Raw genomic sequence first — 20,870 nt, 5'->3', positions numbered from 1 at the left:
ATTCTGGCAATTTTGCCGTTATTTCGCTCCGATAACCTCTCTCCTCTCGCCTGTGCAGATTATCATTGACATCGGCAATACCGACGCCGTTTTCGGTTTATACAACCAAACCTCCTGGCTTTACGTCTGGCGCACACCCGCAAGGCGCGAAGAAACCGCCGAGTCTTACGAAGCACGGTTGCGGCTGTGGCTCCTCGAAGCCGGGACGCCACTCAGCAGCGTGTCGCACACGGTACTCAGCAGCGTTGTGCCCGACCTCACGCCCACCATGCGGACGATGCTGACCGAGCTTTTTGGGGCTGAACCGGTGGTTGTGGGGCCGGGTGTTTATCCGTTGCTACCGCTCGAAATTCTGCGCCCTCATGAAATTGGAGCCGATTTAGTTGCCAATGCGCTGGCGGCTTACACGCGCTATCGGCGCAACTGCGTAGTGGTCGATTTTGGCACCGCCCTAACGTTTACGACCGTATCCGGGGAAGGTAAAATTCTGGGCGTCGCCATTGCACCGGGGCTGAAAACGGCTATTCGGTCGTTGTTTGCCAACACGGCCCAACTGCCCGAAGTACCCATTGAAGTACCCACGTCGGCATTAGGATTAAGCACGACGCACGCCATTCAGTCCGGTGTCGTACTGGGCTATGAAGGGCTGATTCGGTCGTTGGTTGAGCGCATCCGCACCGAACTGAACGGCGACTGCATAGCCGTGGCAACGGGTGGCCTGTCGGGGCAGATTCCTTCGTTACGCGATGTGTTTGCCGAGGTTATACCTTCGCTGACGCTGGAGGGCGTGCGGCTCATTGGCGAATCGGTACGAGGGGCTAATTAACAGTTAGTCAGCCGGTTCTATTCGTCTGTCGCGGACGGCTGGTTTTCGTCAGGTTCCGACGCGCTGCGTTTCCGGTGTTTGCGGAGCGCGTCGTTGAGCAGAAACTCGATCTGCCCGTTCACGCTCCGAAACTCCTCCTGCGCCCAGCGTTCCAGTTCTTTCAGCGTTTCGGGCGCAATCCGCAACACAAATGCTTTTTTCTCAGCCATAAGTTTTTGAGTGATGAGTGATGAACGATGAGTGATGAGTGTCGCCTGCGCGTAAACCACTCATCACTCATCGTTCATCACTCATCACGGATAAAGCGTTCCGGCGTTTACTACGGGGCTTACGTTTTTCTCACCGCATAGCACCACCAGCAGGTTGCTGACCATGGCGGCTTTCCGCTCTTCGTCTAACTGCACTACGCCTTTTTCGGCCAGCCGCGTCAGCGCCATCTCCACCATCCCGACGGCTCCCTCCACAATCTGCTTCCGGGCCGATACCACCGCTGTAGCCTGCTGGCGTTGCAACATGGCTCCTGCAATTTCGGGCGCGTAGGCAAGGTGGCTAATCCGCGCTTCCATCACCCGAACGCCCGCCTGACCAAGCCGCTCGTTCAGTTCCTGCTCCAGAAAACTATTGATCTGACCCGTATTATCGCGCAGAATCACGGTTTCGTCTTCGTCTTCCATGTTGTCGTAGGCATGTGAACTCGCCAGAAACCGCACGGCAGCTTCCGATTGAATCTGCACGAATGTCTGGTAACTGTCAACATCGAACAGGGCTTTGGCCGTATCGACCACCTGCCATACCACTACGGCGGCAATCTCGATGGGATTGCCCATCTTGTCGTTCACTTTAATCTGCTGCCCGTTGAAGTTACGCGCCCGCAGGCTGATTTTGGTTTTGCTGTAGAGCGGATTCACCCACCGCAGCCCATTCTGTTTCATGGTGCCCACATAATCGCCGAAGAACGTGCAGGCTACGGCTTCGTTTGGATTGATGACGGTGATACCCATAAACAGAATCATTGACATCAGGAAAAGCAGACCAGCTAAAAGCCAGCCTACCTGAGCCACGCCAACGGCGGCAGCTCCCAACAAACACACGACGGCCATCAGCAACAACAGATAACCCGACATCGAGGTAAGCGTTTTTTCATTCATGACTTTGATATTATTTTGATAGCACAATAATAGCAAACACTAAAGACATTTTGTCAAAAATCAGACGAACGGTTAGCCGAATCAATCAGCGGCAATTCCAGACTTGCCTCTGCAAACGCCAATCCTTTTCCTTATTTTTGCGGTTTCATTTTCTGAGCACAAAATCAATCGTGTTTAATCCTGATAATCCCGGCTAATCCCGGTTCAGACCGTTCAGATGATCTTAAGCGAACAAGAAATAAACCGCCGACAAAAACGGGAAGAACTGATGCGGATGGGCATTGACCCCTACCCCGCCGACCTCTTCGACGTAACCCACACCATCGCCCAGCTTCGCGATGCCTTCGCCAGCAAAGCCGGTTCCGACTCGCAGGGCGGCTACGAATCCCACCTCGATTTTTCGTCCGATACCCAGTACGGGCAAGTCCGGCTGGCGGGCCGGTTGATGGGTTTCCGAATTATGGGCAGCGCATCGTTTGTCGAAATGCAGGACGCCACTGGCCGTATGCAACTCTACTTCCGGCGCGACGACCTTTGCCCCGGCGACGATAAGACGCTGTATAACACCGTGTTTAAGAAACTCTTGGACATTGGCGATATCATTGGCGTCGAGGGCCACGTATTCACAACCCAAACCGGCGAATTGTCGGTATACGTCAAATCGTTCAAACTCCTGACCAAGTCGCTGCGGCCTTTGCCGGTGGTGAAAGAAGTGGTGAATGAGCAAACGGGCGAGAAAGAAGTGTACGACGCCTTCACCGACCCCGAACAACGCTACCGGCAGCGGTACGTCGATCTGATTGTGAATCCGCAGGTACGCGACGTGTTTGTGAAGCGCACGAAGTTGGTTAATTCGATCCGGCAGTTTCTGAGTCAGCGTGGGTATCTGGAGGTAGAAACGCCCATTTTGCAGCCCATTCATGGCGGGGCAGCCGCCCGACCTTTTAAAACCCATCACAACACGCTCGACATGACGCTGTATCTGCGTATTGCGAACGAGTTGTATCTGAAACGGCTCATCGTGGGTGGCTACGACGGCGTGTTTGAGTTCGCGAAAGATTTCCGCAACGAGGGCATGGACCGTACCCACAACCCGGAGTTTACGCAGGTAGAGTTCTATGTGGCCTACAAAGATTATCTCTGGATGATGGACACCATCGAAGAGATGGTTGAGAAAATAGCCATCGACGTAGCCGGAACGACCAAAGTGACCGTAGGCGAGAATGTGATCGACTTTAAACGCCCGTGGAAACGCCTGACCATGTTCGAGGCCATCCAGGAATATACCGGCGTCGACGTCTCGAACATGGACGAAGCCGAACTGCGGTCTGTAGCCGAAAGCCGGGGCATTCAGACAGACGCCAGCATGGGCAAGTCGAAACTGATTGACGAACTGTTTGGCGATGCCTGCGAACCTAACCTGATTCAGCCGACGTTCATTACCGATTACCCCGTCGAGATGTCGCCCCTGACCAAAAAGCATCGCAGCAAAGCGGGTTTGGTGGAGCGGTTTGAAGCGATTTGTAACGGCAAAGAAATTGCTAATGCTTACTCGGAGTTAAACGACCCGCTCGACCAGCGCGAACGGTTTGAGGAGCAACTCGAACTCGCCAAACGGGGCGACGAAGAAGCGATGGCCTTGGATGAAGACTTCCTGCGGGCACTGGAATACGGTATGCCTCCCACGGCGGGCGTTGGGCTGGGCATCGACCGGCTGGCTATGATTATGACTAATCAGCCAAGCATTCAGGACGTACTATTTTTTCCGCAGATGCGCCCGGAAAAGAAGACCGACGTTTCGACCGACGCCGACTTTACGGGGGCGGGTGTTCCGGCGGAGTGGGTTGCGGCTCTGCGTCAGCTAAATATTCAGACTCTTGAGCAGCTAAAAGCCACCAACCCAAACAAACTGTTCAACGACCTCGGTGGTGTTCGCAAGAAGCTGAAAATGACCGATGTGATAATGCCGAAGGTTGACGACGTGAAGAGTTGGGTGGCATAACGTATAGCTGACCCAGCAGGGCAGCTCGACAAAAAACCCCCGCCTGGCATCGGGCGGGGGTTTCATTTTTTATGTTCGGAAGCCTGAGCTTAATAGTCCGAATCCAATTTCTTTACCTTTACGGCGTTGAGTCCCTTCTTACCATCAACCACTTCAAACTGAACCCGATCTTTTTCCCGAATGGTAATGCCGTTCAGACCGGTAATGTGGACAAAAATGTCCCGGTTTGTGTCGTCTTCAACGATGAAACCGTATCCTTTACTTTCGTTAAAGAATTTTACTACACCTGTTTGCATAAAAAGAGAAAATTTAACCAATTAAACATTCACAAGGGGTTGGAACAAAGAGCGCGAAACAGGCACCAGCACACACCCATTACTGGGTCATTGGATTGAGCGTCAACGGACTTTGTTTAAAAAGAGAATATGACGAGACTTTCATAATGTCGACCTCGTTACAACACAAAGAAAGTAAAAATGTTCCGACTAAAAATAGCTACAAAATACTTTTTTACCTCTTTTTACTAATTTTATACCTGTTTTCTGTGTAAACGGCAAACATTATATCAGTAATAGGCGTTAGCTTTGCTCAGACGTACTCGACGTATATAGGTACACTTCACAAAAAAACCGGTATGTACAGAATCAGATATTTCGTTGAAAAGCAGGCATTCGGCGTATGCAGTCTGTTGGGTGAAAAAATGAATATCTCGGCGAGCAGTATCCGGCTTTATTTTATCTACACGTCATTTCTGACGCTTGGCTCGCCCGTTGTGCTGTATTTAATTATGGCCTTCTGGCTTGAGATGAATAAGCACCTCCGCCGACACGCTCACCCAACAATCTGGGAACTTTGAGAATTTCTGTATGTGGATAAGTTATTACACAGAGATGCACGGAGGAAAGGAGATACACGGAGAATGTTTTAAAAGAATCTCTGGGTATCTCTTTTTCTTAGTGCATCTCTGTGTAACAACCTATTACCCAGCATAATTTTTATACAATCTCTCCGAACGTTTTCTTTCCCTTCACAAAATACTGCCACACGATACTTTTGGCAAAAAGCTGAATGGTAGCCGTTTGTTGCTGTTGCAACGCACGTCGTTGGCGATGTAGCTGCGGCAGTCGGGCGTAGAAAGCGAAGTGAGCGCGGATGATTGCCAGCACGTCGCGCCACTGCCCGGCTTTTAAAAACAGCACCGACGAAGCTCCGTCGAGCAGTAGTCGAAACAGAATTTTGCCCCACAGCCAGCCGTCGGCGGGCCAGTTTTTGTAGAGCATGAGCAGGCTGTTACGGTAGTTAAGGTAGGTCTTCTGCGGGTTCGATTTTTGAAGCGTTCCTCCGCCAACGTGGTACACGGTCGATTCACCACAGGCCCACACCTCGTAGCCGAGCCGCTGCACCCGCCAGCACCAGTCGATTTCTTCCATATGCGCGAAAAACGACGCATCGAAACCACCCGTTTCGTGGAACACGTCGGCCCGCACAAACAAACACGCGCCCGTGGCCCAGAACACGCGTCGGTTGTCGTTGTACTGCCCGTGGTCGGTTTCAAACGTAGCAAACACACGACCCCGGCAAAATACGTAGCCAAGCCAATCGACAAAGCCACCGGCAGCACCGGCATGTTCAAATAAATCGCGCTGCTGATACGACCGGATTTTGGGCTGACAGGCCACAATGTTCGGATTAGTATCCATCAACGTCTGCACGGGCCGCAGCCAGCCGGGCGTTACTTCCACGTCGGAGTTGAGCAGCACGTAATACGTTGGCAATTCGTAGTTTGCCCGAAGATGAGCAAGGGCTGCGTTATAGCCGCCCGCGTAGCCCTCATTGCGGGGCAGTTCGATGATGCGAACAGCCGGAAAATTAGCCCGAACAAATGGAACGGAATTATCGGTCGATGCACTGTCGGCCACATATACCGGGTTACTGTCGGCGTGGGCCAGTACGGCAGGCAGGAAATCAGCTAAAAACTTCTGACCGTTATAAGTAAGGATAACAATGGCGAGGGTACTCAAATTGATAAACAGTCTAACTAACTCATCAATCCGTCCAGATTCAGGCCCGGAATGTTGGGCAGCAGTCCTTCGGTGGCTTTACGGAGGTGTTCGCGGGCTTTCACTTCTACATTCTGCATGGCAATGTTGGTGGCCGCCACAATCAGGTCCTGAAGCATTTCGCGGTCGTCGGGCTTCATCAAATCAACGTCAATCTCTACCGACAGCACGTTTTTCAGGCCGTTGACCGTCACGCGCACCATACCCGCCCCCGATTCGCCCGTGTCGGTCACGGTTCGGAGAGTTTCCTGCGCATCTTTCATTCGGGACTGAACTTCCTTCATCTTCCCAAACATATCCATCATATTCATCTTTCTTCCACAGGTTAGGTTATCGTATCAACAACACGCCACCGGTACGAACAGTTTTCTGGCCGGTCAGGTCTTCGATTTCGATGCGGTACATGTATTGCCCCGGCATGGCTATCTGACCGTTTATCGTACCGTCCCAGCCTTTGGTTTTATAGGGCGTGCTATACACTACCGTACCCCATCGGTCGAAGATGGTCATACGAAAGGCATCGACGTAAATACCCTTCGCCAGAAACTCATCGTTCATACCGTCGCCGTTGGGCGTGAACGCGTCGGGCACAAAAATACTGGCTTCGCGCCGAAAGGTAAAAAAGTTTGAGTAGCTAACAGCACCGGTACTTGTTGTGGCTACAATCCGGTATTTCTGCTGTTGCAGATTCGGGTCGTTGGGGTCGGGTTCGTAGCGGGTGTTACCGCCCACCCGAATATCGCGCTTGGTGTTGTTGACCGAGTCAATTACCTCGACCGTATACTCGGCCACGGGGCCGGGCAAAAACGGCGACTCGGCGGTCCAGTCAATACTACCGTTCGATTTTGAGCTTAAATGTATCGTACAAACCGGAGCCGACGGGGGCGAACTCAAGCCACAACTGTTGATGTACGTAAGTGTGTAGCAGTACGAGCCGGCGTTCGGATCGGCAGATTCGTCGATAAATGTGTTGCGGTTCGTAACCGTTCCTATTGTCTCCGCCGGGCCGGAGCCGCTGCTTCGATTGATAACCAACGTGAAACTGGTCGACGTACCTGTTAACGGCAAACCCGCCTGCAAACGCGGACGCCCGTTCTCGATTGATACCGTTGTGTTACGAAAACTGCCCGGCGTTTCGCCGTTGATGCCCGTCACGCACGACGGTCCCGACGCGACAACGGTTTGCGGCAGGCCATTGGTGCCGTCGATGGTGGCTTCTATGGCGTAGCAGTATTGCACACCACACTGCACGTTCAAATCCGTTGACGAACCCGTGTTACGATTCGTGATTGTGCCGCCGGTTGGAGAGCCGTTGCGCGTTAGTCGGTAAAATCGAAACGGACGCGTACCCGACACTGTACCGGCATACGGTTGCCAGCTTAGATTGTTCTGCTTGTTAACCGCCTGCGCGTTGATTACCAAGCTACAAACCTCGTCGGAGCGTTGCCCGGCGTTGTTGCAGGCATCCTGCGCCACCACCTGAAAACACTGTACTTGTTTAGCGTTTGTTTGCACTACAAACGGCGCGCCCGTGCTGGTTTGCCCTGTCGGTGCATACACGCCGTCGGTTCCTTTCTGATGAAGTTGCACCGTAGACCCCGGACTGGCCTGATACTGAATGCTAATGCTGTTGTCGCTGGTTGTGGTCAGGCGGGTAATGGAGGGTTGACTGTTCGCCTGTGAAACTGTAATAGTTGCTTTTGAAATTGGGGTTATACAATCAGTAGCGTTTTGTCCCGCGTATTGGCCTTGAATTTCGATTGTAAAGTTTCCAGTGCGAGTATACGTATATGAAGCCTGATTGATGTTGGCTCTTGTAATGACCTGAGGCAGTCCCTCACCCCAGCGCACAATAAAACTATCATACTGTCCTGTATTAGCATCGAGCGTTACGTCAAGCGTTGCAACACGACCAGAACACGCTTTGGCAGTGAATTTTAGCGGTTCAAGCGGCAGCACTCTAACAGTCTGGCAGAAGACAGAGGGTCTTGAATTTATCTGACCAATCTGTAATATTGTATAGGAGCCAGGCCGGGAATACGCAATACTTGGTCCAGAAGTTTCCGAAACCGATGGTAACCCTCTCCCGCTGTATGCGGAAACATAACCAGCAGTGTTGTTCATTGCAGAAGGAACACTACCACTAACAATGCTAACCGATGATCCCGCACATATAGTGCTTCTGTTCAACGAAAATCCACCTGTCTCTAAGCCCAGTTTATTTTCGCAGTAATTGTTGTTGGGGTCCTGCGCTATGGCGGGTATAGCCCCGGCTAAAGCCAGAAAAAGTACGCCTAAAAAAGTCTGCCACTGCACCGGTTTTCCGGTTTTCGCCCCTGCTTCGGCCAGCCACAATCGTAAAATTCGCACGGAGGGTATAGAGTTTTTCGTTCCTGTAAGTCAGATGGTTGCTATGCCTAAAACGGGTCGTCGGACATTTTCGCGCCCCGCGAAACGTATCTTTCTGAAAAAGAGTTTTCAACTTGCAGTAGCATCGGTTCTGTAGACAGGCTTTCCTGCTGCCGAACCACACAAACTGCCAACGAGCTATCAAATATAATTCCGTCGATTCCCATCGACCAAATCCATGAACAATAATAGTACCAAATCCGATACGCCACCGCCTGAAGAAATAACCCCCATTCGGCTCGATACCGTTGAAGACGCCATTGCCGACATCAAAGCTGGCAAGATTATATTGGTTGTCGACGACGAAGATCGTGAGAATGAAGGCGATATGATCTGTGCCGCCGAAATGATCACGCCCGAAATGGTTAACTTCATGATTCGTGAAGCACGCGGTCTGATGTGTGCCCCGCTCACGCAGGAACGCTGCGATCAGTTGGGTCTCGATATGATGGTGATTAGCAACACGTCGGTTCATACTACCCCGTTTACGGTCTCGGTCGATTTGCTCGGCCACGGCTGCACAACGGGCATCTCAGCTTCTGATCGCTCCAAAACCATTCGCGCTTTAGTCGACCCCACCACCACGCCCGACGATCTGGGCCGACCGGGGCATATTTTCCCGTTGCGGGCTGTTGAGGGGGGTGTTATCAGGCGGGCAGGCCATACGGAAGCCGCCGTTGATCTGGCCCGGCTGGCCGGACTGTCGCCGGTGGGGGTGCTCATCGAAGTGCTGAACGAAGATGGAACGATGGCCCGCCTGCCGCAGTTGCGCGTTATGGCCGACCGTTTCGGTATGAAACTTATCAGCATTCAGGATTTGATCTCGTACCGGCTACGTACCGAAACGCTCATCCGTCGCGAAATTGGCGTCGACATGCCTACCGAGTGGGGTCATTTCGATCTCATCGCCTTCAAACAAAATAACACCGGCGACACGCATCTGGCATTAGTGAAAGGCGAGTGGGACCCGAGCGAGCCGGTGTTGGTGCGCGTCCATTCGTCGTGCGTAACGGGCGACATTTTCGGATCGTGCCGTTGCGACTGCGGGGGGCAGCTTCACGCGGCTATGGAAATGGTTGAAGCCGAAGGGCGTGGCGTAGTGGTCTACATGTTTCAGGAAGGACGCGGCATTGGCCTGATTAACAAGCTAAAAGCCTATAAACTTCAGGAAATGGGACGCGATACGGTCGAAGCCAATCTGGACCTGGGTTTGCCGATGGATGCCCGCGACTACGGCGTAGGGGCGCAAATTCTGCGCGACCTCGGCGTTCGGAAACTACGGCTGATCTCGAACAATCCGAAAAAACGGGCGGGCCTGATGGGCTACGGGCTGGAGATTGTCGAGACCGTTGCGCTTGAGATGCCTGCCAACCCGCACAATGAGCGGTATCTGCGCACCAAACGCGACAAAATGGGTCACACCATTTTGAACGAGCCGGTCAATGAAGAGCAATAATCTCTGACGCATGACCGCTGCATTAGTTTAGTCAAAAAATAGCAGTAGGGCCGTTACCATACCCGAGCGGCTTAGTCTTAACTCCCGTTGTGCCTGTTTTCCGGCGCATAGCGGGAGTTATTTTTTGCGGTTCTTGTGAACGCTAACCCACTCGTAAAAGACACTTCATCAATTAATCAGTTATTAGTAATCAATCGTTTACTATTTCCCAAAAGTTCACTATTAAACAAACTCCAAAATGAACACAAACCTGTTAGACCTTGCTAAAGGTTACTTGAGCAAGGGCGTTGTAGAGCGCGTTAGTAACATGCTCGGCGAGAGCGAGGCCAATACGCAGATGACTCTCAACGGTACTCTGCCCACAATTCTGAGCCAATTGGTACAGAAATCGTCGGAGCCGGGTGGCAGCAGCAGCATCATGGATCTGATTGGTCAGGTAACAACCCCCAACCGGGCCGCTGGCGACGTTATCGAACCGGCAGGCGGCATTCTGGGGCAGCTCAGCAATTTGGCGGGTGGCAGTGCTTCAGACGCGTCGGCCAATCAGATAAACAGTTTACTGTCGATGGGATTAGGCGTTGTTTCGAGTTTGTTCGGTGAAAAAGCCGGTGGTGTTGCCAGTGCGCTGGCGTCGTATGGCGGGGTAAAGCAGTCGTCGGCATCCTCACTGATGAGCCTGGCCGGGCCGGTATTGCTGGCCGTGCTGGGCCGGAAAATGGCCGACGAAGGCACGGGCGTTTCGGGTCTGGCGGGCTTGCTGAGCAGCCAGACAGGGGCTATTCAGGGGGCTATGCCTACAGGATTGGGTACACTGCTCAGTAGAATTCCGGGACTGGGTTTGCTGGGTGGTCTGGCGGGCAGCGCGGTAGCGGGTGCCGGTGCTACGGTTCGGCAACCGGCAGCATCGATACCGCCTGTGAGTTCGCCGGTCTACAGCGACGACGATAATCGGGGCAGTGGAAACCGGTGGTTGCCGTGGCTGCTGCTGGCCCTCGGCGTGCTGGGTCTGTTCTTCCTGCTGCGTTCGTGCAACGGTGATAAAGCTAAAGAAACTGCTTCTGCAACGGCAGACAGCATCGGCACAGCCGCTGGTGAAGCCGCGTCGGGTATGGGAGCAGCCGCCGATTCGGCAGGTAGCGCACTGGGAGCAGCAATGGATTCGGCGGGTAGTGCAGTCAGCGACGCAGCCGCCAAATTAGGCGCGTTCTTCAAGCGCAAACTGCCCAACGGCATTGAACTGAACATCCCTGAACTGGGCATTGAAAACCAGCTTATTACCTTTATTGAAGATACCAGCAAGCCGGTTGACAAAACGACGTGGTTCAATTTCAACAACCTGCTGTTCGACACCGGAAAGAGCACGCTGCAAGCTGGCTCCGACAAGGAACTCGACAACATTGCCGAAATCCTGAAAGCCTACCCGAACGTAAACCTGAAAATCGGTGGCTATACCGACAACACCGGCAGTGCAGCCGTAAACAAAAAACTATCGCAGGACCGGGCCGAAACGGTTATGAATGGCATCATCAAGCGCGGCATCGCCAAGGCGCGGCTGGAAGCGGAAGGCTACGGCCCCGAACACCCGGTTGCCAGCAACGACACTGAAGCAGGTCGTCAGCAAAATCGCCGGATTGCCGTTCGGGTAGCGAAGAAGTAGAGACGCAACCCTTTGCGTCTCACCTGCGCCAGCCATACGCCAATACAACACCAAGTTCATGCGAAAAAAGGCGGCTGAACCCATAACGAGTTCAGCCGCCTTTTTTCGCAGTATGTGTGCAGAATAGGCCGGGATATATCACAATTCATACGGTATTAGACCGAGGGGCCTTAACTGTTGGGAACGGATCAAATCGGGCGAAAACTCTGCCCGTGGCTTGTCCATTTTGGCCGGAGTTGCCAAATATTATTCTGATTGTCTCTAAGTACGTCAGGGTGCAAAAAATTATATATCGTAATCTTACATAAAGCGTTAGGAATTTTAGCACTTCACGCCTTTTGCTTATTTATTCTATACTCTTCTCCCCACTTCGCCATAGCCTGCATTATTGGCGACAACGTAAGCCCAAACTCGGTTAATGTGTACTCTACCCTCGGGGGAATTTCTGCATAAATTTTTCTGCTTATTAACCCATCATCTTCTAACTCTCTCAACTGCTGAGTAAGCATAGATTGAGTTATCCCCTTTACACTTCGCTTCAATTCCCCAAACCTCGCAGGAGCAGTTAGGTAGATGGCATTAATAAGTATTGGCTTCCATTTTCCGCCCAAAACTTTCATTGTAGCTGTTACGGGGCAAGAATTTTCATCGAAAACAAAATTTTTTCCGATTTTATCTTCTTGATTATCAATATTAGTATTATTTTTCATACTTACACGTTTTAAACGTCCTACTTGCTTTATTTACTTTAACTCTGAATATTTGCAGTACAAATTTAAATAAAACTAATGAATAGGCCAAGTAAAATCATTTTAATCACAGGAGCAAGTACAGGCTTTGGCAACCTCACCGCCAAACTACTTGCCAAAAATGGGCATACAGTATATGCCACTATGCGGGATACCAATGGCAAAAACAAGGCGCATCATGACCACTATTGAAAAATTGTACACAGCATCGGCAACTGCCATCGGCGGCAGAGAAGGACATGTAAGCTCCTCTGACAATGTACTTGACCTGCCGGTACGGGTTCCTAAAGAATTTGGAGGCCCGGGTGGCCCCTATACCAACCCGGAGCAACTATTTGCAGCCGGCTATGCGGCCTGTTTCGGTGGAGCCCTGAACGTGGTAATCGGAACGGCTAAAGTTAAAACCGGTACTCCTAAAGTGCATTCACACGTAAGCATTGGTAAAACGCCAGAGGGCGGTTTTGGCCTTGCAGTGCGCCTGGAAGTAGAGATACCAGGTGTTGAGCAAGCCCTCGCTCAGGAGCTTGCAGAAAAGGCGCATCAGATATGCCCCTATTCTAATGCCACCCGCGGAAACATCCTCGTAGAAGTGGTATTGGCGAAATAATCCATGTAAAAACAAGGCAAACAATGAAACAGATAATAGTAAATGAATTTGGCGGTCCTGAAAAATTGCTTTTACAGGATGCACCAATGCCTTCTGCCGGTGATGGGCAAATTCTAATTAAAGTAGAAGCATCAGGGGTGAATTTTTCTGACAGCTTGCATAGACAAAATACAAATGTACTCCCCACCCCTTTACCTTATGTACTTGGCTATGAAGTGGCAGGAATAGTTACCGAGCTTGGAAAAGGTGTCGAAAATATTTCCTTAGGAGATCGTGTAGTTGCTATGCTTCCTGAGGGCGGAGGATATGCTCAATATGCTGTTACTCCCTCTTTTTTGGCAGCAGTTATTCCGCCTACTATCTCTGCCCAGGAATCTTTGGCATTGCAAGTTCAAGGACTAACCGCATACCTGATGTTGAAAGACGGAGCGAAACTACAAGCTGGGCAAACTGTGCTGATACACTCAGCAGCGGGTGGTGTGGGTACATTACTCGTTCAAATTGCAAAACAAATGGGCGCAGGTAAAGTAATTGCAGCCGCAAGTAATGCTGAAAAATTGGCTGTCGCCAAATCATTGGGTGCCGATGAATTAATAAATTATACGGAATCTGAATGGGTTCAAAAAGTGAAGGACGCTACAGGAGGAAAAGGTGTTGATTTAATCTTAAGTGGTACAGGAGGTGAAATTTTGCGAAATAGCTTTAGTTGCCTTGCGCCCTTTAGTAGGCTGGTAATCTATGGAAGTAGTGGTGGATCTACAACAATTGAAGAACCCTTTTCACTATTTGCGATGGGCAGCAACATACTGCAGGTTTTTGGATTAGCACCTTATTTTGGAAAACCAGAATTGATGCAGGAAGCTTATCAATATTTGTTTTCGCAAGCTGCAACTGGGAAACTAAAGGTTTACATCGGGCAAACCTTTAGTTTGGAAGACGCTGCCGAAGCACACAGACAAATGGAAAACAGAAAAACAACAGGTAAAATTGTGCTAATTCCTTAACAACTAAGGAACAAAAACAAATAAACTTTAATAAAATGGTAAACTCTCTAAATTGGTTTGAAATCCCGGCAACAGATTTCGCCAGAGCGAAAGCATTTTATGCTACAGTGTTAGATGCTCAAATTCATGACGACCCAAATAGGCAATATGCCTATTTACCGTCTGATCCACAAAAAGGCGCATTTGGCGGAGCAATTGCTTGTGGTGAAAACTTTGTTCCTGCAATGACCGGCACAACTGTTTACTTGGATGGCGGAAATGACCTTTCAGTTCCATTAGGCAGAATAGAAAGGGCCGGTGGAACAGTTATTCTGCCGAAAACTGCTATTGGTGGCAACGGCTTTATTGCACTTTTTATCGACACAGAAGGAAACAAAGTTGGATTCCATTCAATGGGATAATACAGAGTTCTCCCGTATCTTTTTAAAACAGCGGAGAAGTACGACGTCCGGCCATCTCCAAAAAGTGGCCGGACGTTGTGTTATTCGGAGGGCGGTTTTATAGACGTTTTTTATGTCATGAAAATATTTCCTGATGTACGACCCTCCACCAGCACAGCCAAACCCTGAAAAGTACAACACCAACAGCTACCGCCGTCGTTTCCAGCCCGGCTTATGCTTCTGATAATCAGGCTTGCCGTTGGCTTTTTTCTTGGGCATACCCAGCAGCCGCTCCACCAGATCGGGGCGGTTTAACTTGGTGAGCCGGTTCCGAATCCAGTCTTTATGTTCGGGTTTGTACCAGAAGAAATAGCGGTTCTGTGCTAATTTCTCGTCGCGCGTTTTGGCAGTTTTCACCGGCTTCAGCGTATACGGGTGAACGCCCGAATAGTAGATCACCTCGGCTACCGTCATGGGCGTAGGCGTAAAATCCTGCACCTGTTCGAGTTGAAAACCCATGTCTTTGGTCTCGGCAGCAAGGTTCGCCATGTCGGCCTCTTCGCAGCCGGGGTGCGACGAGATGAAGTACGGAATCAGCGGCTGATTCAGGTTGTGCTTGTCCTGAATCTGATCGTACTTTTTCTTGAACTGCTTGAAATATTTGAACGACGGTTTCCGCATCACCCGCAACGTATCATCGGCGGTGTGTTCGGGGGCAACTTTCAACCGACCCGATACGTGGCGCGTCACTAACTGCTCCATGTACTCGTCGTGGTTGCCGTCTTCGTTGTTCTTGTTAAAATCGTCAACGAGCAAATCGTACCGCACGCCCGACCCTACAAACGCTTTCTTGATGTTCGGATTCGCATCGACCTTGCGGTAAAGCTCCGTCAGCGGCTTGTGCGACGTGTCGAGGTTTGAGCAGATAACCGGGTGAATGCAGCTTGGGCTTTGGCAGCGGGCGCAGATGCTCTCATCTTTACCCTTCATCTTATACATATTGGCCGAGGGTCCGCCCAAATCCGAAATATAGCCCTTGAACTCCGGGTGCTTCGTAATCTCGTCTACTTCGCGCAACACCGACTTCTCCGACCGCGACGCAATGAACTTGCCCTGATGCGCCGAAATGGTGCAGAAACTACAGCCGCCAAAACAGCCACGGTGCATGTTCACCGAAAACTTGATCATTTCGTAGGCCGGAATCGGCCCGCGTTTTTTGTATTTCGGGTGCGGCATCCGCGTATACGGCAAATCGAACGACTTGTCGATTTCGGCTTCGTCCATTGTTTTGAACGGCGGATTAATGACCAGCACCTTATCGCTCACCTGCTGCGTAATCCGGTTCGCCTGCCACTTATTCGACTCAACTTCCACGATTTTGAAGTTGGCCGCATATCTGATTTTGTCCTGCAAACAAACCTCGTGGCTTGCCAGCTCAACCGTATCCCAGTTGTTGTAGTCGCGCAGGTCGCCCGTGCGGGTGTCGTGCAGAAACGCCACCTGATTAATGTTGCGCATCGACGAGAACGGAACGCCCTGCCGCGCCAGTTTCAGAATCTCGCGCAGGGGTTGCTCGCCCATGCCATACACAAGCATGTCGGCTTCCGAATCGACCAGAATAGACGGCATCAGTTCGTCTTTCCAATAGTCGTAATGCGTAACCCGGCGCAGCGACGCTTCGATGCCGCCAAGCAGCACCGGCACGTCGGGATAAAGCTGTTTCAGGATTTTGCTGTATACCGTAGTGGCGTAATCAGGCCGGAAACCGGCTTCGCCACCGGGCGTGTAAGAGTCGTTGGAACGCAGGCGTTTGTTGGCCGTGTAATGGTTCACCATCGAATCCATACAGCCCGCCGTTACGCCGAAGAAATATTTGGGTCGGCCAAATTTTTTGAAATCGCGCAGGTCGTCGCGCCAGTTGGGCTGGGCGATGATGGCAACGCGGAATCCTTCGCTTTCCATGATGCGGCCAATTACCGCCGTGCCAAACGCCGGATGATCGACGTAGGCATCGCCCGAAACGAGTATAATATCGACTTCATCCCAGCCTCGTTTTTCAACTTCGTCTTTGGTCAGCGGGAGCCAGTCGGTAATGGGTCGTTCTATCATGATTCCGTGTAATCGTCTGTTTACCAAACACCGAAATTACGAAAAGATTCCGTGTTCCATTTTACCACAACTGCGCCGGATACGCGCCCGTTTCGTGCAGTTTGGCAAGCGCGGCCTGTACGGTCGGCTTATCGTCGGGGTAGGTGACGCCGAACCATTCTGATGCGCTGCGGAAAACTTTGCAGCGGCCCGTTTCAGTTTGAATCAGGTTGGTCATCACGGTTGGGATGTAGAATTCGGCTTTGGGCGAATCGATGTTGGCGATGGCGTAGCTCTCGAACTGTTTCTGCACCAGCGGAAAAACCGATGGCTTGAAGCCCCAGAAGTTCATCGACACGGGCGTATCGGGCGAAAGTGGCGTTAGGTCGTCGCCTTCTTCAAAGACGATGCGCCGACCCGTCGGCCCGCTGTCTTTTTCATAAATCTTCGTCCGTTCAATAACCGACGTCAAATGGCCGTAGGCATCAACGGCGCAAACGCCCCGCGATACGGAGCCATTTTCAGACAGCGTTTTCTGCACTTCGTAGCCTACCATCGCGTGCAGGTCATCGTGCGTATCGGTCGTCAGGAAATCGCCGATAAGCTGAAACGCTTCAAGACCGTAAAAATCATCGGCGTTGATGACCGCAAACGGCGTGTGTGTGTGGTCTTTGGCACAGAGCATGGCATGGCCCGTACCCCAGGGCTTGGTTCGGCGCACCTCGCCAAGTTCTTCGGGAACATAGGAATCAAGTGCCTGAATAGCATAATCGACCTCAACTTTACCGGCTAATTTCGGCGCGAAAATCTCCTCAAAGTCGGCGCGAAGTTCTTCGCGGATAATAAACACGACCTTACCGAAGCCCGCCCGAATGGCGTCGAACAGCGAATAGTCGATGATGGTCTCGCCGTTCGGCCCGAACTGATCGAGTTGTTTAATCCCACCGTAGCGGCTACCCATACCGGCAGCCAGAATTAAAAGCGTTGGTTGCATTTTTTCAGAGTTCAGTCAACTGTGCGGTTCAAAATTAGGCAAAAGCCCGACTGTTGCCTATGGAAAGATAGCCAAGTGCGTTTTCATCTCCCCGATCAGCATTTCATTAAATATTTTCCCAACAATTTGCTATTCATTTAGTTGCTATTATAACTTTGCGCATAACAATAGTTGCCATAACAACAATATATGTTTTACCATACCCTCGGTCAGATTCCGCCCAAGCGGCATACGCAGTTCGAGAAGCCAGACGGTTCGGGGCTGTATTACGAGCAGTTGTTCGGCACCATTGGCTTCGATGGCATGTCGTCGCTGCTGTATCACGTTCACCGCCCTACACAGGTGCGGGCCGTGCTGGAGAGCGTAGACGTGGCACCGAAAGCCGCTGTGCAGAAGAATATGCTGGCTCGTAAACTGATTGGTTTTCAGGCCGAACCGGCAGATGATTTCTTAGATAGTCGCGTACCATTGCTGTTCAACAACGACCTGACCGTAGGGGTGGCGTCTCCACGCCAGTCGCTCACCGCTTATTTTTACAAAAACGCCGACGCCGACGAACTGTTGTTTGTGCATCGCGGGTCGGGTACGCTGCGCACACTGTTTGGGCAGATTCCATTCGGGTACGGCGATTATCTGGTGATTCCGCGCGGGATGATTTACCAGATTGATTTTGATCGGCCCGCTTCAGGGAATGCCGACACGCGGCTGCTCTACGTAGAGTCGCATTCGCCCATTTACACGCCCAAACGTTACCGCAACCATTTCGGGCAACTGCTCGAACATTCGCCCTTCTGTGAGCGCGACATCCGCCGTCCGCAGAACCTCGAAACCCACGACGAGACGGGCGAGTTTGTGATGAAAATCAAAAAACAGGGTTCATTGCACACGCTCGTGTATGCCACGCACCCGTTCGACGTGGTAGGCTGGGATGGTTACAACTATCCGTATGCCTTTAATATTCAGAATTTTGAACCGATAACGGGTCGCGTCCATCAGCCGCCCCCGGTGCATCAAACGTTCCAGACCGATACGTTTGTGGTGTGTTCGTTCTGCCCGCGCCTGTACGACTACCACCCGAAAGCGATTCCGGCTCCCTACAACCACTCGAACATCGACTCCGACGAGGTTATTTACTACGTCGATGGCGATTTTATGAGCCGCAACGACATTGCCCCCGGCCACATTACGCTACACCCCGGCGGCATTCCGCACGGCCCCGCACCTGGCGCAATGGAACGCAGCATTGGCAAAACCGGCACCGAAGAATACGCCGTAATGGTCGATACATTCCGCCCGCTGATGCTTACCGAACAGGCATTGAAAATTGACGACGGAAAGTATTGGCAGTCGTGGCTGTAACGTAGAGACGCAAGATTTTGCGTCTCATGACCGGATGGTTTTTTAAATCTTGCTATTAACGAGACGCAAAATCTCGCCAACGAGACGCAAAATCTTGCGTCTCTACACATAACACTGTTAACCGATGGAAACACTCGAACTTCTCAAACCCCAATCCGCCGAAGGCATTGATTTCCTGCCGCTCAATGGCACCGATTACCTCGAACTGTACGTAGGCAATGCCCGGCAGTCGGCACACTACTTTCAGACCGCGTTTGGCTTTCAGCCGGTGGCCCACGCAGGGCTATCGACCGGCCTGCGCGACCGCGAATCATTCATGGTGCAGCAGGACAAAATCCGGCTTGTGCTAACCTCGCCCCTGCACGGCGATACGGAAATTGGTCGCCACATCGACCGGCACGGCGATGGCGTTCGGGTGGTGGCGTTGTGGGTCGATGATGCCACGCGGGCATTTGACGAGACCACCAAACGCGGAGCCAAACCGTTTATGCCGCCCACGCGTGAGGAAGACACGCACGGTTACGTAGTGCGTTCGGGCATTCACACCTACGGCGACACGGTGCATATTTTTGTGGAACGCGGGGCATACAACGGGATTTTCCTGCCCGGCTACGAAGCCTGGAATCCTACGTACCGGCCCGCTGATGCAGGCTTGAAATACGTTGATCACATGGTAGGTAACGTAGGCTGGAACGAGATGAACCAGTGGATGCAGTTCTACCAGGACGTAATGGGCTTTCAGCAACTCGTATCGTTCGATGACAAAGACATTTCGACCGAGTACACGGCTCTGATGAGCAAGGTGATGAGCAACGGCAACGGGCGCGTGAAGTTCCCGATCAACGAACCCGCCGAGGGCAAGAAGAAATCGCAAATCGAAGAATACCTCGATTTCTACGGCGGGCCGGGCGTACAGCATATCGCCGTAGCAACCGACAATATCGTGGAAACCGTGCTGACGCTGCGCGAGCGGGGGGTTGAATTTCTGACCGTCCCCGACACGTATTACGACAATCTGCTCGACCGCGTTGGGCAAATCGACGAAGAGATTGCTACGCTCCGTCCGCTTGGTGTGCTGGTCGACCGCGACGACGAGGGCTACCTCCTCCAGATATTTACCAAACCAATCTGCCCACGCCCGACGTTATTTTTCGAGATCATTCAGCGCAAAGGTGCCCGTTCGTTCGGAAAAGGCAATTTCAAAGCCCTCTTCGAAGCCATCGAGCGCGAACAGGCGTTACGAGGAACGTTATGAACACGCGTAGAGACGCAAGATTTTGCGTCTCTACAACCGGATGGGTTGTTGCTGACGCACAGGAGACGCAAAGGGTTGCGTCTCTACAAATACATACCATGATCCAAAACTATTCTAAATACACAGCCGACGATCAGGCGGTTTGGCGGACGCTCTACGAGCGGCAGATGGAACTGCTGCCGGGGCGGGCGAGTCAGACATACATGGACGGGATTCTGGCGTCGGGATTCCCGGACGTGCGTATTCCCGATTTCGAGAATATGCTGAATCCGCGCTTGCAACCCATTACGGGCTGGCAGGTGGTGGCCGTGCCGGGCCTGATTCCCAATCGCGATTTCTTCGAGCTGATGGCTGACCGCAAGTTTCCGGCCACGACCTGGCTCCGCACCCGCGATCAGCTCGATTACCTGCCCGAACCCGATATGTTTCACGACACCTTCGGCCATGTGCCGGTACTGACGAATCAGCATTTCTGCGATTTCTTGCAGGAATTGAGCCGTATCGCACTCGGACACGTTGAAAACCCCGACGCCATCGACATGATTTCGCGGCTGTACTGGTACACGGTCGAGTTCGGGCTGATTCGGGAACCGGAGGGGCTGCGGATTTATGGCGGGGGCATTCTGTCGTCGCCGGGTGAGACGGTGTATAGTCTGGAAAGCGACGTGCCGAAGCGGCACCCGTATGACGTGGCAACGCTGCTCCAAACGCCGTACATCATCGACCGTTTTCAGGAGCGATATTTTGTCATCGACTCGTTTGAACAACTCTTCCATTCCATCCCGGAAATTGAGGAAACGCTTGAAAGACAGTTAGCAGTGAACAGCCAGCAACCAACAGTGAACATCTAAGTGCTAACAGGTAACCGTTGAAGTG

The 20,870-nt window shown here is 51.9% G+C and carries 21 protein-coding genes; 12 read left to right on the top strand and 9 right to left on the bottom strand.

The features are described from left to right. Positions 1 to 52 precede the first annotated feature (52 nt). Entirely contained in the window at positions 53 to 826 is a 774-nt protein-coding gene (locus AWR27_RS01015; RefSeq protein WP_077129475.1) for a type III pantothenate kinase, read from the top strand. Positions 827 to 843: 17 nt separating this feature from the next. On the opposite strand, the gene AWR27_RS01010 is transcribed toward AWR27_RS01015, so the two are convergent. Next, entirely contained in the window at positions 844 to 1,035 is a 192-nt protein-coding gene (locus AWR27_RS01010) for a type II toxin-antitoxin system antitoxin (RefSeq protein ID WP_077129474.1), read from the bottom strand. Positions 1,036 to 1,119: 84 nt separating this feature from the next. Continuing rightward, positions 1,120 to 1,926: an SPFH domain-containing protein gene (locus tag AWR27_RS01005; RefSeq protein ID WP_077133720.1), complete on the bottom strand. Its 807-nt coding sequence runs from the start codon at positions 1,924 to 1,926 to the stop codon at positions 1,120 to 1,122. Positions 1,927 to 2,191: 265 nt separating this feature from the next. On the opposite strand from AWR27_RS01005, the gene lysS reads away from it, so the two are divergent. Then, positions 2,192 to 3,976: a lysine--tRNA ligase gene (lysS, locus tag AWR27_RS01000; protein ID WP_077129473.1), complete on the top strand. Its 1,785-nt coding sequence runs from the start codon at positions 2,192 to 2,194 to the stop codon at positions 3,974 to 3,976. 89 nt (positions 3,977 to 4,065) lie between these two features. Here the strand turns inward: lysS and AWR27_RS00995 are convergent, their stop codons facing one another. Further along, the gene (locus AWR27_RS00995) at positions 4,066 to 4,272 is read right to left on the bottom strand and encodes a cold-shock protein (RefSeq protein ID WP_077129472.1); all 207 of its coding nucleotides are present in this window, start codon (positions 4,270 to 4,272) and stop codon (positions 4,066 to 4,068) included. A gap of 338 nt (positions 4,273 to 4,610) precedes the next feature. Between AWR27_RS00995 and AWR27_RS00990 the strand changes: the two genes are divergently transcribed. Further along, on the top strand, positions 4,611 to 4,832 hold the full coding sequence (locus AWR27_RS00990) for a PspC domain-containing protein (RefSeq protein WP_077129471.1): 222 nt from the start codon (positions 4,611 to 4,613) through the stop codon (positions 4,830 to 4,832). A 139-nt stretch (positions 4,833 to 4,971) separates the two neighbouring features. Here the strand turns inward: AWR27_RS00990 and AWR27_RS00985 are convergent, their stop codons facing one another. From AWR27_RS00985 to AWR27_RS00975, 3 genes are read right to left on the bottom strand one after another with little or no spacing between them, the layout of a single operon-like run. Beyond that, on the bottom strand, positions 4,972 to 5,997 hold the full coding sequence (locus tag AWR27_RS00985; RefSeq protein ID WP_077129470.1) for a glycosyltransferase family 2 protein: 1,026 nt from the start codon (positions 5,995 to 5,997) through the stop codon (positions 4,972 to 4,974). Between the two features lie 17 nt (positions 5,998 to 6,014). Then, on the bottom strand, positions 6,015 to 6,347 hold the full coding sequence (locus AWR27_RS00980; protein WP_077129469.1) for a YbaB/EbfC family nucleoid-associated protein: 333 nt from the start codon (positions 6,345 to 6,347) through the stop codon (positions 6,015 to 6,017). Positions 6,348 to 6,366: 19 nt separating this feature from the next. Beyond that, the gene (locus AWR27_RS00975) at positions 6,367 to 7,995 is read right to left on the bottom strand and encodes a gliding motility-associated C-terminal domain-containing protein (RefSeq protein ID WP_232325939.1); all 1,629 of its coding nucleotides are present in this window, start codon (positions 7,993 to 7,995) and stop codon (positions 6,367 to 6,369) included. Between the two features lie 628 nt (positions 7,996 to 8,623). Between AWR27_RS00975 and AWR27_RS00970 the strand changes: the two genes are divergently transcribed. Together AWR27_RS00970 and AWR27_RS25640 are read left to right on the top strand one after the other, a co-directional pair. Continuing rightward, positions 8,624 to 9,901 (top strand): bifunctional 3,4-dihydroxy-2-butanone-4-phosphate synthase/GTP cyclohydrolase II, encoded by a 1,278-nt coding sequence (locus AWR27_RS00970; protein ID WP_077129467.1) that lies wholly within the window; start codon positions 8,624 to 8,626, stop codon positions 9,899 to 9,901. A 238-nt stretch (positions 9,902 to 10,139) separates the two neighbouring features. Next, positions 10,140 to 11,558, top strand: coding sequence for an OmpA family protein (locus AWR27_RS25640; RefSeq protein ID WP_077129466.1), 1,419 nt, complete (start codon positions 10,140 to 10,142; stop codon positions 11,556 to 11,558). 329 nt (positions 11,559 to 11,887) lie between these two features. Here the strand turns inward: AWR27_RS25640 and AWR27_RS00960 are convergent, their stop codons facing one another. Next, positions 11,888 to 12,268: a winged helix-turn-helix transcriptional regulator gene (locus tag AWR27_RS00960; RefSeq protein WP_077129465.1), complete on the bottom strand. Its 381-nt coding sequence runs from the start codon at positions 12,266 to 12,268 to the stop codon at positions 11,888 to 11,890. 78 nt (positions 12,269 to 12,346) lie between these two features. On the opposite strand from AWR27_RS00960, the gene AWR27_RS25125 reads away from it, so the two are divergent. From AWR27_RS25125 to AWR27_RS00940, 4 genes are read left to right on the top strand one after another with little or no spacing between them, the layout of a single operon-like run. Then, on the top strand, positions 12,347 to 12,499 hold the full coding sequence (locus tag AWR27_RS25125) for an SDR family NAD(P)-dependent oxidoreductase (RefSeq protein WP_157579029.1): 153 nt from the start codon (positions 12,347 to 12,349) through the stop codon (positions 12,497 to 12,499). After that, positions 12,486 to 12,914 carry an organic hydroperoxide resistance protein gene (locus tag AWR27_RS00950; RefSeq protein ID WP_198045084.1) on the top strand — a complete coding sequence of 143 codons (429 nt, stop codon included), beginning with the start codon at positions 12,486 to 12,488 and terminating at the stop codon, positions 12,912 to 12,914. The genes AWR27_RS25125 and AWR27_RS00950 overlap by 14 nt, the downstream gene beginning before the upstream one ends. Before the next feature lie 23 nt (positions 12,915 to 12,937). Further along, positions 12,938 to 13,918 (top strand): quinone oxidoreductase family protein, encoded by a 981-nt coding sequence (locus tag AWR27_RS00945; RefSeq protein WP_077129464.1) that lies wholly within the window; start codon positions 12,938 to 12,940, stop codon positions 13,916 to 13,918. A gap of 35 nt (positions 13,919 to 13,953) precedes the next feature. After that, complete coding sequence (locus tag AWR27_RS00940) at positions 13,954 to 14,319, top strand: VOC family protein (protein WP_077129463.1); 366 nt, start codon at positions 13,954 to 13,956, stop codon at positions 14,317 to 14,319. Positions 14,320 to 14,505: 186 nt separating this feature from the next. Here AWR27_RS00940 and AWR27_RS00935 read toward each other — a convergent pair whose 3' ends face one another. Together AWR27_RS00935 and AWR27_RS00930 are read right to left on the bottom strand one after the other, a co-directional pair. Beyond that, positions 14,506 to 16,407: a YgiQ family radical SAM protein gene (locus tag AWR27_RS00935; protein WP_077129462.1), complete on the bottom strand. Its 1,902-nt coding sequence runs from the start codon at positions 16,405 to 16,407 to the stop codon at positions 14,506 to 14,508. Positions 16,408 to 16,468: 61 nt separating this feature from the next. Beyond that, positions 16,469 to 17,380, bottom strand: coding sequence for a nucleotidyltransferase family protein (locus AWR27_RS00930; RefSeq protein WP_077129461.1), 912 nt, complete (start codon positions 17,378 to 17,380; stop codon positions 16,469 to 16,471). Between the two features lie 189 nt (positions 17,381 to 17,569). Between AWR27_RS00930 and AWR27_RS00925 the strand changes: the two genes are divergently transcribed. The 3 genes from AWR27_RS00925 to phhA all read left to right on the top strand — a co-directional run bounded on the left by AWR27_RS00925 (position 17,570) and on the right by phhA (position 20,845). After that, positions 17,570 to 18,739, top strand: a complete 1,170-nt coding sequence (locus tag AWR27_RS00925; protein WP_077129460.1) for a homogentisate 1,2-dioxygenase — start codon at positions 17,570 to 17,572, stop codon at positions 18,737 to 18,739. A 124-nt stretch (positions 18,740 to 18,863) separates the two neighbouring features. Continuing rightward, positions 18,864 to 19,994, top strand: coding sequence for a 4-hydroxyphenylpyruvate dioxygenase (gene hppD, locus AWR27_RS00920; protein WP_077129459.1), 1,131 nt, complete (start codon positions 18,864 to 18,866; stop codon positions 19,992 to 19,994). After that, positions 19,991 to 20,845, top strand: coding sequence for a phenylalanine 4-monooxygenase (phhA, locus tag AWR27_RS00915; protein WP_083732713.1), 855 nt, complete (start codon positions 19,991 to 19,993; stop codon positions 20,843 to 20,845). Before hppD ends, phhA begins: the two co-directional genes overlap by 4 nt. Positions 20,846 to 20,870: the final 25 nt, after the last annotated feature.

The organism is Spirosoma montaniterrae, assembly GCF_001988955.1.
Classification (GTDB): Bacteria; Bacteroidota; Bacteroidia; order Cytophagales; family Spirosomataceae; genus Spirosoma; species Spirosoma montaniterrae.
The sequence above is the reverse complement of the archived record's forward strand: the minus strand, read 5'-3'. Positions and strand labels throughout refer to the sequence as shown.